17 protein-coding genes are annotated in these 16,014 nt (G+C 34.6%); 11 read left to right on the top strand and 6 right to left on the bottom strand.

Features of this window, described 5'->3' with window-relative positions; all coding sequences use genetic code 11:
• Nucleotides 1-90 precede the first annotated feature (90 nt).
• Entirely contained in the window at nt 91-2,688 is a 2,598-nt protein-coding gene (gene adhE, locus HLK68_RS09700) for a bifunctional acetaldehyde-CoA/alcohol dehydrogenase (RefSeq protein ID WP_006783246.1), read from the top strand.
• Between the two features lie 174 nt (nt 2,689-2,862).
• On the opposite strand, the gene HLK68_RS09705 is transcribed toward adhE, so the two are convergent.
• The 6 genes from HLK68_RS09705 to HLK68_RS09730 all read right to left on the bottom strand — a co-directional run bounded on the left by HLK68_RS09705 (nt 2,863) and on the right by HLK68_RS09730 (nt 7,121).
• Nucleotides 2,863-3,540, bottom strand: coding sequence for an ABC transporter ATP-binding protein (locus tag HLK68_RS09705; RefSeq protein ID WP_006783245.1), 678 nt, complete (start codon nt 3,538-3,540; stop codon nt 2,863-2,865).
• Nucleotides 3,541-3,556: 16 nt separating this feature from the next.
• Nucleotides 3,557-5,089, bottom strand: a complete 1,533-nt coding sequence (locus tag HLK68_RS09710; RefSeq protein WP_006783244.1) for an ABC transporter permease — start codon at nt 5,087-5,089, stop codon at nt 3,557-3,559.
• A 948-nt stretch (nt 5,090-6,037) separates the two neighbouring features.
• Complete coding sequence (locus tag HLK68_RS09715; RefSeq protein WP_006783243.1) at nt 6,038-6,253, bottom strand: alpha/beta-type small acid-soluble spore protein; 216 nt, start codon at nt 6,251-6,253, stop codon at nt 6,038-6,040.
• A 125-nt stretch (nt 6,254-6,378) separates the two neighbouring features.
• Complete coding sequence (locus HLK68_RS09720) at nt 6,379-6,576, bottom strand: alpha/beta-type small acid-soluble spore protein (protein WP_006783242.1); 198 nt, start codon at nt 6,574-6,576, stop codon at nt 6,379-6,381.
• Nucleotides 6,577-6,651: 75 nt separating this feature from the next.
• The gene (locus HLK68_RS09725) at nt 6,652-6,834 is read right to left on the bottom strand and encodes an alpha/beta-type small acid-soluble spore protein (RefSeq protein ID WP_006783241.1); all 183 of its coding nucleotides are present in this window, start codon (nt 6,832-6,834) and stop codon (nt 6,652-6,654) included.
• An 83-nt stretch (nt 6,835-6,917) separates the two neighbouring features.
• Nucleotides 6,918-7,121, bottom strand: a complete 204-nt coding sequence (locus HLK68_RS09730; protein WP_006783240.1) for an alpha/beta-type small acid-soluble spore protein — start codon at nt 7,119-7,121, stop codon at nt 6,918-6,920.
• Between the two features lie 153 nt (nt 7,122-7,274).
• On the opposite strand from HLK68_RS09730, the gene HLK68_RS09735 reads away from it, so the two are divergent.
• From HLK68_RS09735 to HLK68_RS09780, 10 genes are all read left to right on the top strand, one after another.
• The gene (locus tag HLK68_RS09735) at nt 7,275-8,021 is read left to right on the top strand and encodes a TrmH family RNA methyltransferase (RefSeq protein ID WP_132942671.1); all 747 of its coding nucleotides are present in this window, start codon (nt 7,275-7,277) and stop codon (nt 8,019-8,021) included.
• Between the two features lie 169 nt (nt 8,022-8,190).
• Nucleotides 8,191-8,658, top strand: a complete 468-nt coding sequence (gene rimP, locus HLK68_RS09740) for a ribosome maturation factor RimP (RefSeq protein ID WP_006783238.1) — start codon at nt 8,191-8,193, stop codon at nt 8,656-8,658.
• 15 nt (nt 8,659-8,673) lie between these two features.
• On the top strand, nt 8,674-9,729 hold the full coding sequence (nusA, locus tag HLK68_RS09745; RefSeq protein WP_006783237.1) for a transcription termination factor NusA: 1,056 nt from the start codon (nt 8,674-8,676) through the stop codon (nt 9,727-9,729).
• Between the two features lie 27 nt (nt 9,730-9,756).
• A complete protein-coding gene (gene rnpM / locus HLK68_RS09750; RefSeq protein WP_006783236.1) occupies nt 9,757-10,029 on the top strand; it encodes an RNase P modulator RnpM in 273 nt (90 codons plus the stop codon).
• Nucleotides 10,030-10,038: 9 nt separating this feature from the next.
• Nucleotides 10,039-10,341 (top strand): L7Ae/L30e/S12e/Gadd45 family ribosomal protein, encoded by a 303-nt coding sequence (locus HLK68_RS09755; RefSeq protein ID WP_006783235.1) that lies wholly within the window; start codon nt 10,039-10,041, stop codon nt 10,339-10,341.
• Nucleotides 10,342-10,356: 15 nt separating this feature from the next.
• Nucleotides 10,357-12,456, top strand: coding sequence for a translation initiation factor IF-2 (infB, locus tag HLK68_RS09760; RefSeq protein WP_006783234.1), 2,100 nt, complete (start codon nt 10,357-10,359; stop codon nt 12,454-12,456).
• A 32-nt stretch (nt 12,457-12,488) separates the two neighbouring features.
• On the top strand, nt 12,489-12,842 hold the full coding sequence (gene rbfA / locus HLK68_RS09765; RefSeq protein WP_006783233.1) for a 30S ribosome-binding factor RbfA: 354 nt from the start codon (nt 12,489-12,491) through the stop codon (nt 12,840-12,842).
• A 123-nt stretch (nt 12,843-12,965) separates the two neighbouring features.
• The gene (locus tag HLK68_RS09770) at nt 12,966-13,421 is read left to right on the top strand and encodes a DUF4362 domain-containing protein (protein ID WP_009606220.1); all 456 of its coding nucleotides are present in this window, start codon (nt 12,966-12,968) and stop codon (nt 13,419-13,421) included.
• Between the two features lie 306 nt (nt 13,422-13,727).
• Nucleotides 13,728-15,509 (top strand): excinuclease ABC subunit UvrC, encoded by a 1,782-nt coding sequence (gene uvrC, locus HLK68_RS09775; RefSeq protein WP_006783231.1) that lies wholly within the window; start codon nt 13,728-13,730, stop codon nt 15,507-15,509.
• A gap of 127 nt (nt 15,510-15,636) precedes the next feature.
• The gene (locus HLK68_RS09780) at nt 15,637-15,849 is read left to right on the top strand and encodes a helix-turn-helix domain-containing protein (protein ID WP_006783230.1); all 213 of its coding nucleotides are present in this window, start codon (nt 15,637-15,639) and stop codon (nt 15,847-15,849) included.
• The last annotated feature ends 165 nt before the right edge of the window (nt 15,850-16,014 follow it).

Below are 16,014 nucleotides of genomic sequence, written 5' to 3' on the forward strand. Positions count from 1 at the left end.
CTACGTTTTCATTAGACAAATAATTCACAATGTAATATAATTACAACTGTAAGTAAGTGAATGTATTCACAATCTTGAGGAGGAGTCGGAATGACTAATAAAATTACAAATGTAGATGAATTAATGTCAACTCTTGAAACAGTACGCGCAGCACAAAGAGAATTTGCTAAATTTACGCAAGAGCAAGTAGATGAATTATTCTATAAAGCAGCAATGGCAATCAATAATTTACGTATTCCGTTAGCTCAAATGGCAGTTGAAGAAACTGGAATGGGATTAGTTGAAGATAAAGTGATTAAAAACCACTATGCTTCTGAATATATTTACAATAAATATCGTGATGAAAAAACTTGTGGAGTTTTATCTGAAGATTTATCATTCGGTATCCAAAAAGTTGCAGAACCTGTAGGAGTAATTGGGGCGGTTATTCCAACAACAAACCCAACATCAACTGCATGTTTCAAATGTTTAATGGCTATTAAAACTCGTAATGCAATCGTTATCTCTGCGCATCCACGTGCTAAAAACTGTACAAACTATACAGCAAAAGTAATTCGTGAAACAATCGAAGCAGCTGGAGCACCAAAAGGATTAATTGCATGGATTGACGAACCAAGTATCGAGTTAACAAATACAGTTATGAAAGAAGTAGATTTAATTTTAGCAACAGGTGGGCCAGGAATGGTTAAATCAGCTTATTCTTCAGGAACACCAGCAATCGGGGTAGGGGCAGGAAATACACCAGTTATTTTCCACAAAACATGTAATGTTCCAATGGCAGTTAACTCATTATTATTATCAAAAACATTTGATTATGGAGTAATCTGTGCGTCAGAACAATCAATCATCGTTGATGAATCAATTTATGAAAATGTTAAAGCTGAACTTAAAAAACGTGGAGCTTTATTATTAAATAAAAAACAATTAGATGCTGTTCGTGAAACAATCATTGTTAACGGAGCATTAAATGCTAAAATTGTAGGACAACCTGCATGGAAAATCGCTGAATTAGCAGGATTTGAAGTCCCTAAAGATACTAAAGTATTAGTAGGTGAAGTAACGGATACTTCATTAGAAGAGCCATTCGCTCATGAAAAATTATCAGTTGTATTAGCAATGTACAAATCAACTAACCATGAACAGGCAGTTGAAATGGCCTATACATTAGTAGAACACAGTGGATTAGGACATACATCAGCCATTTATGCAGATGAGTTACGTGCAGAAGCTGACATTCAAGCAATGGCATCTCGTATGCGTACAACAACATTCTTAATCAACCAACCAACTGCACACGGAGGAATTGGAGATTTATTCAACTTCGCTTTAGCACCATCATTAACATTAGGTTGCGGGTCTTGGGGAAATAACTCAGTATCAGAAAACGTTGGACCTAAACACTTAATTAATATTAAAACAATTGCTAAAAGGAGAGAGAATATGCTTTGGTTCAAAGTGCCTGCAAAAGTTTACTATAAATTTGGATGCTTACCAATCGCATTAGAAGATTTAAAATTTGATGGTAAAAAACGTGCATTCATCGTAACAGATAAAGTATTATTCGATTTAGGATATACAAAACATGTAACAGATGAATTAGATAAATACGGAATTCAATATACAATTTGTACAGATGTACATCCAGATCCATTATTATCAGATGCTAAAAAAGGTGCTCAAGCCATGGCTGAATTCAAACCTGATACAATCATTGCATTAGGTGGAGGATCTGCAATGGATGCAGCTAAAATCATGTGGGTATTATATGAACACCCAGAAACAAACTTCCAAGACTTAGCAATGCGTTTCATGGACGTTCGTAAACGTATCTTCCGCTTCCCCCAAATGGGTAAAAAAGCTAGCTTAGTATGTATCGCAACTTCAGCTGGTACAGGTTCTGAGGTAACGCCATTCGCTGTTATCACTGATGATGAAACAGGAGTAAAATACCCATTAGCTGACTACGAATTAACACCAACAATGGCGATTGTTGACCCAGTGTTAATGTTATCAATGCCAAAAGGATTATGTGCTGCTTCAGGTATCGACGTTTTAACTCATGCCTTAGAATCATTAGTAGCAACAGTAGCAACTGAATACACAATTCCATTATCATTAGAATCAGCTAAATTAGTATTCGATTACTTACCAGAATCTTACCATGGTGGGGCAGAAGCTAAAGTAGCGAAAGAGAAAATGGCTAATGCATCATGTATGGCAGGTATGGCATTCTCTAATGCAATGTTAGGATTATGTCACTCAATGGCTCATAAATTAGGATCAGCATTCCATATTCCTCATGGTATTGCAAATGCTTTATTAATCAACGAAGTTATTAAATACAATGCAACAGATGCACCATTCAAACAAGGAACATTCCCTCAATACGAAACTCCTCAAGCCATCGAACGTTATGCAAAAGCTGCTGAGTACTGTGGATTAACAGGACGTACAAATGAAGAGAAAATTCAAGCATTATTAAATAAAATCAATGAATTAAAAGCTGAAATCAATATTCCAATGAGTATCTCTGAATGTGGCGTATCAGAAGCTGATTTCTTAGCAGCAGTAGATAAATTAGCAGTAGATGCATTTGATGATCAATGTACAGGGGCTAACCCACGCTACCCATTAATCGAAGATATCAAACAATTATATTTAAATGCTTTCTACGGTGAAGCAAAATAATTAAAGTATTAATAAAAAAACTCCCTCACGCACACGAGGGAGTTTTTTATGATCTTAAAAATAGTCCTTTACTAAAACAGAAATAAGGACTAAATTAAAATTTTAGAATAGAAAAAGTTTTCTTCGCATAAAAAAATCCCTTAAAAGATAAATCAAGGGATTTTTTAAATTTTATTATTGATTCGCAACGACAACTTTACCGTCTTCAATACGATAAATAACATCACTATGCTGCGCGACACGGTCAGAGTGAGTGACAACAATGATACATTTATTAAATTGATGAGCTAAAACACGGAATAAGTCACAGATTTCTGCTTCTGTTTGAGAATCTAAGTTTCCAGTCGGTTCATCGGCAAAAATCAGATCAGCTCCGGTAACAAGCGCACGAGCAATTGCGACACGTTGTTGTTCTCCCCCAGAAAGTTGTTTAATAAATTTATGAGCTTTGATTTTTGAAATACCAAGTTTCTCTAAAAATCCTAAGGCTATTTCACGTTTATTTTTAGGCATTTCATTATCTGTAATTTTCATCGCCATTTCAACATTTTCAACAGCTGTTAAATAAGGAATCAAGTTGAAAGACTGGAATACGATTGCCATATGATTACGACGATATTTCACAAAACCAATTTCTTGAATCGGTTTTCCGTCTACAATCACTTGGCCTTGTTGGATATCGTCAAGTCCCGCTGCAATTGAGAGTAACGTTGATTTTCCAGATCCAGATGGACCTAAAATAGAATAAAACTGTCCACGTTCAAACGTACAATTGACATCTTCAAGGACAATACGGCGAATATCACCGTCAACATAAGCATGAGAAAGATTTCTTAACTCTAAGATAGACATTATAAGGCACCTCGCTTTATCGAATGGTTAAAATAGTTTTTGGATTATATCGCATGATGAAGATAATCGGAATAAAGGTACTAACAGCAACAACTAGAAGTCCATAGGCCATTAATTCAAGATAAACAATTGGATCGAGTTCAATATTAAAGCTTGTGACGAAGTCAGTATATTGTAATGTTGAGCTTTCGTTACTATACATTTGCTCAGGAACATAAATATTAAAATTATTTGATTGCGTCATCGCGCTTTCCATTTGGGTTTGTAATAGTTGTTGTCCGTAGTATTTAGCGATAAAATTACCAGAAACAATTGATAAGCTAAAGGCTACTAAGGCAATAATTAATAACTCGCTCATTAATTGACCAATGACTTTAAGTTTACTTTCACCAAGAGATAATAGAACCCCAATTTCATATTCACGGCTTTTTAACGTTAATGAAGTAATTAAACTTAAGATTAAAATTCCAGCTCCAAACACAATGTAAATAATTAAATTTGACGTTTGAGTCATGCTATCAATTGATTTAGCAATTGAATCATACGTTGAATTCCCAACTTTTAAAACATGATATTCAGAAGGTAATAAGCGTGTATTATCTTCGATAAAATCACGCACTTTTAGAGGATCTTTTAATAAATAACCGATGGTATTCGGTTGAACTTCACTATATTGCTCTAAATATTCGTCTGCTTCTTCTTGTGTCCAATACCCCTGGGCAATACTTTCTTGAATTGATTCCTTTTGTACTTCAAAACTTAACTCATAAGCGACATTATAAGGCACATAAATTTGAGTCGCCACACGTTCTGTCATCCATGTGTCATTTTGGTCGGCTGCACTTAAATTTCGATAAATTCCAACAATTTCAAAATCATTTTCAGTTGTACTTGGAAGTGCTGCTTCTTCAGCATCCCAAACCATTTTGAAATCGACAGGGAGCGTATCTCCAACAGATAAATTATTTGCTTTAGCAAGGTTTTCTTCAATAACTAGCACATAATTGCTATTAGCGACATCATCTTCATTAATTCCACGTCCATCTACAATTTCAATCGTTCCACTGGCTACTTTAAATTCACTAGAACTTGATCCTAACATTTCATAGTAATCTGGTTCTTGGAACGTTTCAGTATTTCCTTCTGAATCAGTACTTGTAATCCAATTTCCCCCGCCTTGGCTATTAGGATCTTTGTATGCCTTAATTGAACGAATTAAAGCAGTTGATTGTGTACTTAAATCAAAAGCTTCCACATCGTTTGAACGACCAATTTCAAGGGCAGTCTCGAGCGAAATGTTTGGCATGGGATCTGTTTCCGAGTCAACAAATCCAAGCTCTTGAGCACGCCAATATCTATCATAATCTTGAGTGTAATAAATGATAGGAGTCATTTGACTAAGTGTTGCATTGGTTGCCTTCTCAGTCCCTTTAAGAATAAAAATTCCTGTTACGATGAGATTGGAAATGACAAACATAACTAAAAAAATCATTAATGATTTCATCGGCTTACGAATATTTTGTTTCCAAGCACGAAATAAAAAATCCATGTATAGTTCTCCCCTTTATAATAAAAATAATGGATAAAATAATAAAACTTACCATTTCATCTGTTTTATATTTTATCATAAAGAGTAGCTAGAAACGTGTCTGAGTCATTAAATTAAGAAATTCTTAAGAATTAAAAAAGTAGCACCGAAGTGCTACTTTATCACTTATTTAATTGTAACAAATCGATTCAATGGAAACACCTCATTTAACATATCACTTAGTGTTTGAACAAAAGTTAACTGATACACGAGATTTATAACAAACTAGTGCTAAACCAGTACAACGGAAACACCTCATTTACGTTATAGTGTTAAATCATACACAACCACATCATTTATAATAAATCAGTGAATAAACGGTACAATGGAAACACCTCAATTACGCTCATTTAGCGTTTTATAGTACAGAAGCAAACACCACATTTATAACAAATTAGTGCTTAATCAGTACAACGGAAACACCTCATTTATGATGATTTAGTGTCTATTAGAATCAATTGTTAAAGTTGGCGGATTGGATTTCATGTTTTATCCCTCGCATTTTTGATAATAAAATCGTGATAACAACTTAAAACTTTGGCGGATTAGCTAACATAACATCATCCTCACATTCTACAAAAACTGCAAAACATTGAGTAACAGTAAGTGCATAATCAAGAATTTCTAATTAAAGAAAATTCAACTCCAAAAACGTTGGTGGATTAGATTCCATCCTTGATCCCTCACATTTCTTTAAGAGTTTGTGACACTGGATCTTTCGTGTTTTTCACGGTAATAATTTTATCAAAACTTTGGCGGATTTGCATTCATCTTGATCCCTCACGTTTAATTAGAATTTGACGTGATATTTAAATAAGTTGGCGGAATATCGTTCATGTTATGACCTCACAGTCTTGTTTGATAAAACGGACCTTGACGCTTTGACATGAAACAGTATACCTAGTTTAATTATTGTTGGTTTTGAGAAGCACCTAATTGTGATTGAGCTTGTTTCACTAAACGTTTAGTGATTTCACCACCAACAGATCCGTTTTGACGAGCTGTAGCATCAGCTCCTAAAGTAACACCTTGTTCACTAGCAATCTCATATTTCATTTGATCGATAGCAGCTTGTGCTGATGGGACAACTAATTTGTTTGATGAGTTGTTTGAATTGTTTGTCATGTTGTTCACCTCCTGACAATAAATATAATATCCATCCATCGACAAATTCATACGAATCTATCGATGGAAATTTATTCATATTTTTTAGAAGCTTAGTAGTAAAGAAAATAACGTTGGCCCAATCGTTATTTTTGTGAAGTTCCACTCATTTGTTGCTGTGCCATTGCAACTAAACGTTTCGTAATTTCACCACCGACTGAACCGTTAAGACGTGAAGATGTATCAGCACCTAATTCGACACCAAATTCGCGAGCAATCTCATATTTCATTTGATCAAGAGCAGCTTGAGCACCAGGAACCACTAATTTATTACGACTTGACATATTAATAACCTCCTGTAATGGTAATCTTGAATGATACTTCTGTTTCTTTTTCTTTAAAACTAAATTTAAATCCGGTTATTTTAAGTTTTGTTTAGCTTGGGCAATTAAACGTTTTGTAATCTCACCGCCAACAGCTCCATTTTCTTGAGCTGTTGCAGTACGTCCAAAGTTAACACCAAGTTCTTTAGCAATTTCGTATTTCATTTGATCCACGGCTTCTTGAGCACCAGGAACGATTAATTTATTACGAGTAGCCATAGGGGGCACCTCCCGATAGATATCAATTGTAACTTTAATGACAATTGAAGTTGAATAACAAAACCTTTAAATTAAATTCATAACTATTTTTGGTTAGTATAGCTTGATCCAAGTTGTGATTGAGCTTGTTTCACTAAACGTTTAGTGATTTCACCACCAACTGAACCGTTTTGACGAGCTGTAGCATCAGCCCCTAAAGTCACACCTAATTCACTAGCAATCTCAGCTTTCATGTTATCAATTGCAGCTTGAGCACCAGGAACCACTAATTTATTACGGTTTGCCATGATTGTCACCTCCTGACAATCATAATTTGTGCAGATTCGACAAAATAATACACTTAAATAAATATTTTTTTAAAAAAATCAGTTGTAAGATTCAAAAATAGTGTATAGTAAAGAAGACGAATTAAATAAACAATCAATATAATAGGTGATGAGATGTTAATTGAATCAAATAATAACCCTAAATTTAAAAAATGGGCGAAACTACAACAAAAAAAATATCGATACCAATCTCTTGAGTACATTGTCGAAGGGGAACACTTAGTTTTAGAAGCTATTAAAATGAATGTCGTGAAAGAAGTCTTAGTTAAAGAAGGAACAACTCTTCATTTAAACGAAGATTATCATGCCGTTTCAAATATTTATCTTTTAAAAGAAAATTTATTCGACCAAATTGCTTCAACCGAAACACCCCAACCGATCATGGCTGTCTGTGAAATGAAAACAATGAACATTAAAAACCAACATCGTTTGCTATTACTTGATCGAGTGCAAGATCCAGGCAACTTAGGAACATTACTAAGAAGTGCGGTCGCATTTGGATTTGATGGAGTCATTCTTGGAGATGGATGCGTTGATTTATATAATGAGAAAGTGATTCGTTCAACGCAAGGTGCCATTTTTAAATTACCTATTTTGAATCAAAACTTAGAAGAAGCTGTGACATCATTAAAAGAACAAGGGGTTCGAATTTATGGAACGAGTCTTCAAAATGGTCGTCCTTTAAATGAAATAGAAGAAACGATGAAAATGGCTTTCATTCTTGGAAATGAAGGAAGTGGCGTTTCAAAAGAGTTATTAAGTTTGACAGATGGAAATATTTTTATTGAAATGAGTGAAAATATTGAATCTTTGAATGTTTCGATTGCTGGAAGTATTATAATGTATCGTTTTCGTCAATAATAAGGGTGAATGTTTCCCATACTAAATAGTGAACAACACAATTATTCATCATATACTTTACTCTCGATATAAATTGTGTTACAATATTTTCACATAGTATTGCGTGTAAGAGTGGGGCTTCCCACTCTTTTGTATTATGGTCAAAATGTTTGAAAGCGGTGAAATTCTAATGTCAAATATCGTTGCAAAAACAGAAGAATTAGTTAAACCAATTTGTGAAGCTAATAATGTTGAATTAGTTGATGTTGAGTATGTAAAAGAAGGTCAAAACTTCTTTTTGCGCGTGTATGTTGATACACCAGAAGGAATCGACATCGATCAATGTGCTGATGTAGCAGAAGCACTAAGCGAGAAACTAGATCAACATGATTATATTGAAGATGAGTACATGTTAGAGGTTTCATCACCAGGCGCTGAACGTCCTTTAAAAACAAAAGAAGCCGTTGCTGAATCAATTGGTGCGTATATTAATGTAAAGACGTATAAAGCAATTGATGGACAAAAAGAGTTTGAAGGACATCTAATAAAATTTGAAGAGGATATTTTAACTCTTGAAGTTTTAGTGAAAACACGTAAAAAGGTAGTTGAAATACCTTATGATAAAGCTGCGAAGGTTCGTCTTGCGATTAAATTTTAAGGAGGATAAAAAAGGATGAATACGAAAGAGTTTTTTGCTGCTCTAGAATTACTTGAAAAAGAAAAAGGTATTTCTAAGGATATTATTATTGAGGCATTTGAGCATGCATTAATCAGTGCTTATAAAAAGAATTTTAATCAAGCGACAAATGTTAAAGTTGAGATTAACGAAGTCACTGGAACAGTGAAATTATATCAACAAAAAACAGTGGTTGAAGAAGTGACAAGACCACAAGAACAAATTAGCTTAGATGAAGCAATGCGATTAAATCCACACTATCAAGAAGGGGATATCATCAACTTCGAAGTAACTCCTAAAGATTTTGGACGTATCGCGACTCAAACAGCTAAACAAGTCGTGAAACAACGTATTCGTCAAGCAGAACGTGATAACTTATTCCAAGAGTTCAAAGATCGTGAAGGTGAAATTGTAACTGGAATTGTTGTAAAAGATGATGGGAAACATGTTTTTGTAGACTTAGGAAAAATTGAGGCATTACTTCCAATACGTGAAATTATGAATCCAGATGAAATCAAACCAAATTCTCGTATTAAAGTGTACATTAGTAAAATTGAGTCAAAAAATAAAGGACCTGTGGTATATGTATCACGTAAAGATCCAAACTTAATTAAACGCTTATTTGAATTAGAAGTCCCAGAAATCTATGATGGAACAGTTGAAATTATGTCTGTTGCACGTGATGCTGGAGATCGTACAAAAATCTGTGTGGCTTCAGAAGATGAAAATGTCGATCCAGTAGGAGCATGTGTAGGTCCATCAGGACAACGTGTTCAAAACATTGTAGACGAGTTAAACGGTGAGAAAATTGATATCATTCAATTCTCTAAAGATCCAGCTGTATTAGTGGCAAATGCTTTAAGTCCAGCTCAAGTGTCAAAAGTTGTCGTGGATGAAGCAAAAAAAGCAACAGTTGTCCTTGTTCCAGATAACCAATTATCATTAGCAATTGGTAAGCGTGGACAAAATGCTCGTTTAGCTGCTCAATTAACAGGATGGAAAATTGATATCAAACCTGAATCAGAAGCAGATAATTTAGGTATTGAATTATAATTCTAAATCGCGCAAGGAGGTCGCTCAATGAAACAAAAGAAAATCCCTATGCGTAAGTGTGTCATTACAGGTGAACAACAACCGAAAAAAGATTTAATTCGTGTGGTTCGTGGAACCGATGGCGAAGTGTCAGTTGATCCAACTGGAAAGAAAAATGGACGTGGTGTTTATCTTCATTTAACACCTGAAGTTGTCGCTTTAGCTAAAAAGAAAAATGTTTTAAGTCGTCATTTAGAAGTTGAAGTCCCAGAGACTATCTATGAAGAATTAGAGCAATTAGCAGGGAAGCAAATGAAATAGGTGATGTGAATGAATCAACAGTGGTTAAGTTTTCTTGGCTTAGCATTAAGTGCAGGAGCGGTTATCACAGGTGAACAAATGGTAGTGCAGGCAATTCAAGCTAAAAAAGTGCATTTAGTTATCTTAGCTGAAGATACGTCAGCTAATACGTTTAAAAAAGTAACGGATAAATGTCGCTTTTATAATGTTGAATGTGTGCAAAAAGCCGACAGCTTAGAATTAGGTCATGCCTTAGGAAAGGAATTCCGAAAAGTTGTCGGAATTACCAATCCCAACTTTGCAAAAGCATTAAGTAAGAAAATGAATGCATAAGAGAGAGGTGACATAATGAGGGTTCACGAATATGCAAAACAATTTAATGTTTCAAGTAAAGAGGTGTTGCAAGTTTTAGAAGAAAACAACATCTCAGTAAAAAGTCATATGTCAGTGTTAGGAGACGATGTTATATTGATGCTAGATAAAAATTTTAAAAACGAACAAGGTTCAAAAATCGAAGATGTAAACAACACAGAAAAAGAAACAACAAATGAGACAGACGATTTATTTAAATACGATGATTATTTAGAAGTTAACCGTCCAAAAATCACTAAAAAGAAAAAAGGTTCAAATCAAAAGAAAATTAAAAATGAAAAAAGCGATCGTATCGCAAACGTTCCAGTTAAAGAAGATGCTGAAGCAAACATTGTTTACTATAGTGAAGATTTAACAGTAGGTGAATTAGCAGAACGTCTTGGAAAATCAACTGGAGAAATCGTAAAACAATTATTAATGCTTGGAATGATGGCAACAGTTAACCAAACATTAGATCGTGAAACAGTTGAATTAGTAGCTGAAGAAGCTGGATTCGAAGTTAAAGATAAAATCTTTACAGATGTGATTGAATTTGAAAAAATCGTTTTAGAAGATTCAGAAGAAGATTTAGAAAAACGTCCACCAGTTGTGACAATCATGGGACACGTTGACCACGGTAAAACAACTTTATTAGATGCGATTCGTAACTCGCGTGTTGTAACTGGAGAAGCTGGAGGAATCACACAACATATCGGTGCATACCAAGTAAATCATAATGGAAATGTGATTACATTCTTAGATACACCAGGACATGCTGCCTTCACTTCAATGCGTGCTCGTGGAGCACAAGTTACAGATATCTGTGTTCTTGTTGTCGCAGCAGATGATGGGGTGATGCCTCAAACAAAAGAAGCAATCGATCATGCAAAAGCAGCTGGAGTTCCAATTATCGTTGCGGTTAATAAAATGGATAAACCAACAGCGAACCCAGATCGCGTAATGCAAGAATTAACAAACTTCAACTTACTTGCTGAGGAGTGGGGAGGAGATACCATCTTCGTTCGTCTTTCAGCATTACAAGGTGAAGGAATTGATGAATTACTTGAAATGATTAACTTAGTATCTGAAATGGCTGAGTTAAAAGCGAATCCAAAACGTTTAGCGACAGGTACTGTAATCGAAGCGAAACTTGATAAAGGTCGTGGACCAGTTGCAACATTATTAGTTGAAAATGGAACATTACGTATTGGAGATTCAATCGTTGTAGGTAACACTCATGGACGTGTTCGTGCGATGGTAGATGATTTAAATAAACGTATTGAAGCAGCGGGACCATCAACTCCAGTTGAAATTACCGGATTAAATGATGTGCCACAAGCTGGAGATCGCTTCATGGTATTCCCAAGTGAAAAAGAAGCCCGCCAAATTGCAGAACAACGTACAGCTAATGCTCGTGAACTTGGAAACAAAGCTGGTAAGGCTGTTTCATTAGATGATTTATTCTCTCAAATTCAAGAGGGTGAGTTAAAAGAATTAAACTTAATCATCAAAGGTGACGTTCAAGGTTCAGTTGAAGCATTAAGCGGTTCATTACAAAAAATTGATGTAGAAGGTGCAAAAATTAACATTATTCGTGCATCAGTTGGAACAATTACTGAAACAGATGTAACATTAGCATCAGCTTCAGGAGCAATCATTATTGGATTTAACGTTCGTCCATCAGCAGCAACTCGCCAACAAGCGGCAGCTGAAGGAGTAGATATTCGCTTACATTCAATTATTTATAAAGTAATTGATGAAATCGAAGCAGCAATGAAAGGTCTTTTAGATCCAGTATTCGAAGAAAAAGTAACAGGACAGTTAGAAGTTCGTCAAACATTCAAAGTTTCAAAAGTTGGAACAATTGCAGGATGTTATGTAACGGATGGATCGGTATCTCGTAACGCAAGCGTACGTGTTATCCGTGATGGAATTGTTGTTTTTGAAGGTGAATTAGGATCATTAAAACGTTTCAAAGATGAAGTTAAAGAAGTTAACTACGGTTACGAGTGTGGAATTACAATCGACCGTTTCAATGATATCAAAGAAGGAGATATCATCGAAGCTTACGTTATGGAAGAAGTAAAACGCGCTTAGTCATTGTATTTTAGATAAAAAGGGTGATTTGGATGTCACGCATTAGAGTGCAGAAAATTTCAAAACAAATCGAACGTGATGTAACTGATATCATCATGAACGAGATTAAAGATACAAAAATAGGATTTGTAACAGTTACAGGAGCAGAAGTGACTAATGACTTATCATTCTGTAAAATTTACTATTCAGTCCTTGGTGGAGAAAATCGTCGTGAAGCTGCGACTAAAGCATTAATTCGCTCAAAAGGATTTATCCGCTCAGAATTAAGTAAACGATTATCAATCCGTAAAGTGCCTGAATTGATTTTTGAAATTGATGAATCAATTGAATATGGTAATAAAATTGACACGATGTTAAATGAGTTACGTCGTCAAGGTAAAATGTAGTCATGAAAAGGTGCCTTCTTTTAGAAGGCACCTTTTTTATAGTTTAAAACTTAAGATTCCCTTGTTTTCGACATCGAAAAAATGATAAAATAACATGATAACTGACAAAATAGGTGAGAAAAAATGGCGAAAAAAATAATTATGGGGATTTGTATTAGTATCATTTTAGCAGGATTTAGTTGGTTCTTTATAAATGGAGAATTTGATTCATCTGCTATCACGGTATCATCATATGATATAGTAGTCGGAACAGAAGCTGGAGATGTCATTCAGCAAGGTGATACCATTATTAACTTAGCAAGACTAGAAGAATTTTATAAAAATATACGACGAGAAATCGATGATGAAATGACGATTGCGATTGTCCATTCTCAACATAACATTGATTTATACGAATTAATCTTTGAGAACAATCAATTGAAGCTTTATTATGATATTGCTCAAGATGAACAAGGACGAAAGGAATATAAAATTAAAATCTATCAATCCATTAAAAAGATTTTAAAAGGAAATCAAGTGATTTATAAATTAGTAAATGAAAATGAAGAACGTCCGTTTTTAGCTTATAATTTGAAATAATCATTAACATATTCGGAGATATAAGTCCAACTAAGTTTTTCAAACTTAGACAATGTTTAGTTTATGCCCCTATTGGTTGAGGATAGCACTTCGTAGGCAGGTATCCCCTATACAATGTCACCCCACCAAAGATGGAAATAAATCGTGTGGTGGGACCCTATTACCAAAAAGATTTAGCAACTAAGACTCTTAATTTATTTATGAATTATATCTCTATTTCAAGATAGACTAATCCTAGAATCTTTGTTAGTATAAAAACTATCGAAATCCTAGGATTTTTTAGTAGAATTAAAAGGTGGGACCTGAATGAATCAATTAATTAAAGATAAGTTAGCCATCCTTCCGATGAATCCTGGTTGTTATTTGATGAAAGACGCCAAAGGACAAGTCATCTATGTTGGAAAAGCGAAACGTTTAAAAAATCGCGTTAAATCTTATTTTATTGGAACTCATAATGGGAAGACAGCACGATTAGTTCGTGAAATTGTCGATTTTGAATACATTATTACCTCTAGTGAACTCGAAGCCCTAGTTCTTGAAATCAATCTGATTAAAAAATATGATCCAAAGTACAATATCATGTTGACGGACGATAAACATTATCCGTATATTAAAATTACAAACGAGGTCCATCCTCGCCTAGTGACAACCCGTAAAATTAAAAAAGATGGAGGTAAATACTTTGGTCCATATCCCAATGCTCGTGCCGCGAATGAAACCATTCGGTTATTAAATAAATTATATCCGTTACGAAAATGCCATACGATTCCTCAAAAGGTTTGTTTATATTATCATATTCATCAATGTTTAGCACCTTGTGAATTTAAGATAACACCAGAAGACTACAAACCGTATATTGAACAAATTACACGTTTTTTAAAAGGTGATTATTCCGATGTTAAAAAAGATTTAGTGAGTCGAATGGAAGAAGCAGCTGAAAAGTTAGAATTTGAGCGAGCGAAAGAATACCGAGATTTAATCGCGAACATTGAAGCGACCGTTGAGAAACAAAAAATGACGATGAATGATTTTATTGATCGAGATGTGTTTGGATATTATACGATGAATGGATTAATTTGTGTCCAAGTTTTCTTCATTCGTCAAGGAAAGGTCATTGAACGTGAAGTGTCTATTTTTGATGGCATTGAAGATACAGAGGAAGCTGTTTTAACGTTTATCGGTCGCTTTTATCAAGGCAATAATTTAAAACCGAAAGAAATTTTTATTCCAGCAACACTCAATCAAGAGTTATTAAGTCAATTATTAGATATCAAAGTCATTGTTCCAAAAATTGGTGATAAAAAAGAATTAGTTGAACTAGCCATGAAAAATGCTGAAATGGCATTAAGTGAAAAACTCCAATTAATTGAAAAACAAGAAGAGAGAACCTTAAAAGCAGTTGAACGGTTAGGAGAAGTGTTAAATATTCCAACACCACATCGAATTGAAGCATTCGATAACTCCCATCATCAGGGGATGGATGCCGTCTCAGCGATGGTTGTGTTTACAGATGGACGCCCGGATAAAAAACAATACCGAAAATATAAAATTCAAACAACATCGGATGGAGATGACTATCAAGCAATGCGAGAAGTCATTTATCGCCGTTATTTTAAAGTATTAAATGAAGATTTGCCAGCCCCAGATTTAATTGTTATTGATGGTGGAAAGGGACAAGTGGCTATTGCACAAGAGGTTCTCTCTTCCTTAAATATGACCATCCCCGTCGTTGGACTGGTTAAAGATGAGAAACATAGAACATCATTCTTACTAGATGGGCGTGATATGGAAGAAATAAAACTTCCGACACGTTCAAATGTCTTCCAACTTTTAACGCGTATTCAAGATGAAGTCCATCGCTTTGTCATTGGATTTCATCATCAGTCGGCTCAAAAGCGAACGCTAACGTCTATTTTAGATGAAATTCCAGGTGTTGGGCCGAAACGTAAACGATTATTAATTCAAAATTTTGGAACACTTGAACGAATGGTCGAAGCAGATGAACAAGAGTATTTAAAACTTGGCTTTCCTGCTGAAGTCATCCGTAGAATTAAGACGTTTATCGCCGAAGAAATACAGAAAAAATAGTCACTTGGACCACTCAATTTATATCACTATTCCCCTACAAAAACATAAGATATACTAGATACAGGCTCACTTAAGAGCCGTATCGCTCGAGGATAATGACTACCTCAAAAGAATGGGGGTAGAAAGGTTGAACAAAGGTCAGTCAATTTTAACTAAACGTGAACAAGAAATTTTCAATTTACTTGTTAGAAATATGACAACAAGTGAAATTGCTGAAGAATTGAAAATCAGTGAAAAAACAGTTAGAAATCATATCTCAAATGTTATTCTAAAATTAAATGTCAAAGGACGCTCACAGGCCATTATTGAGCTTTTGAAATTGGGTGTCATTGAGTTATAAAAAATCACCACCAGCTACTGGTGGTGATTTTCATTACCACTAAAATAGATGGATTATCATTCACTTCCTTTAAAAAGGTTTGAACGCGAGTAGATTAAAGCCAAAAAGTGTATTATAATAAAAGGGAATAGAGAAATCACGCTAAGTGATAACAATATCATATTT

This window comes from Turicibacter sanguinis, from assembly GCF_013046825.1.
In the GTDB taxonomy this organism is placed as follows: domain Bacteria; phylum Bacillota_I; class Bacilli_A; order MOL361; family Turicibacteraceae; genus Turicibacter; species Turicibacter sanguinis.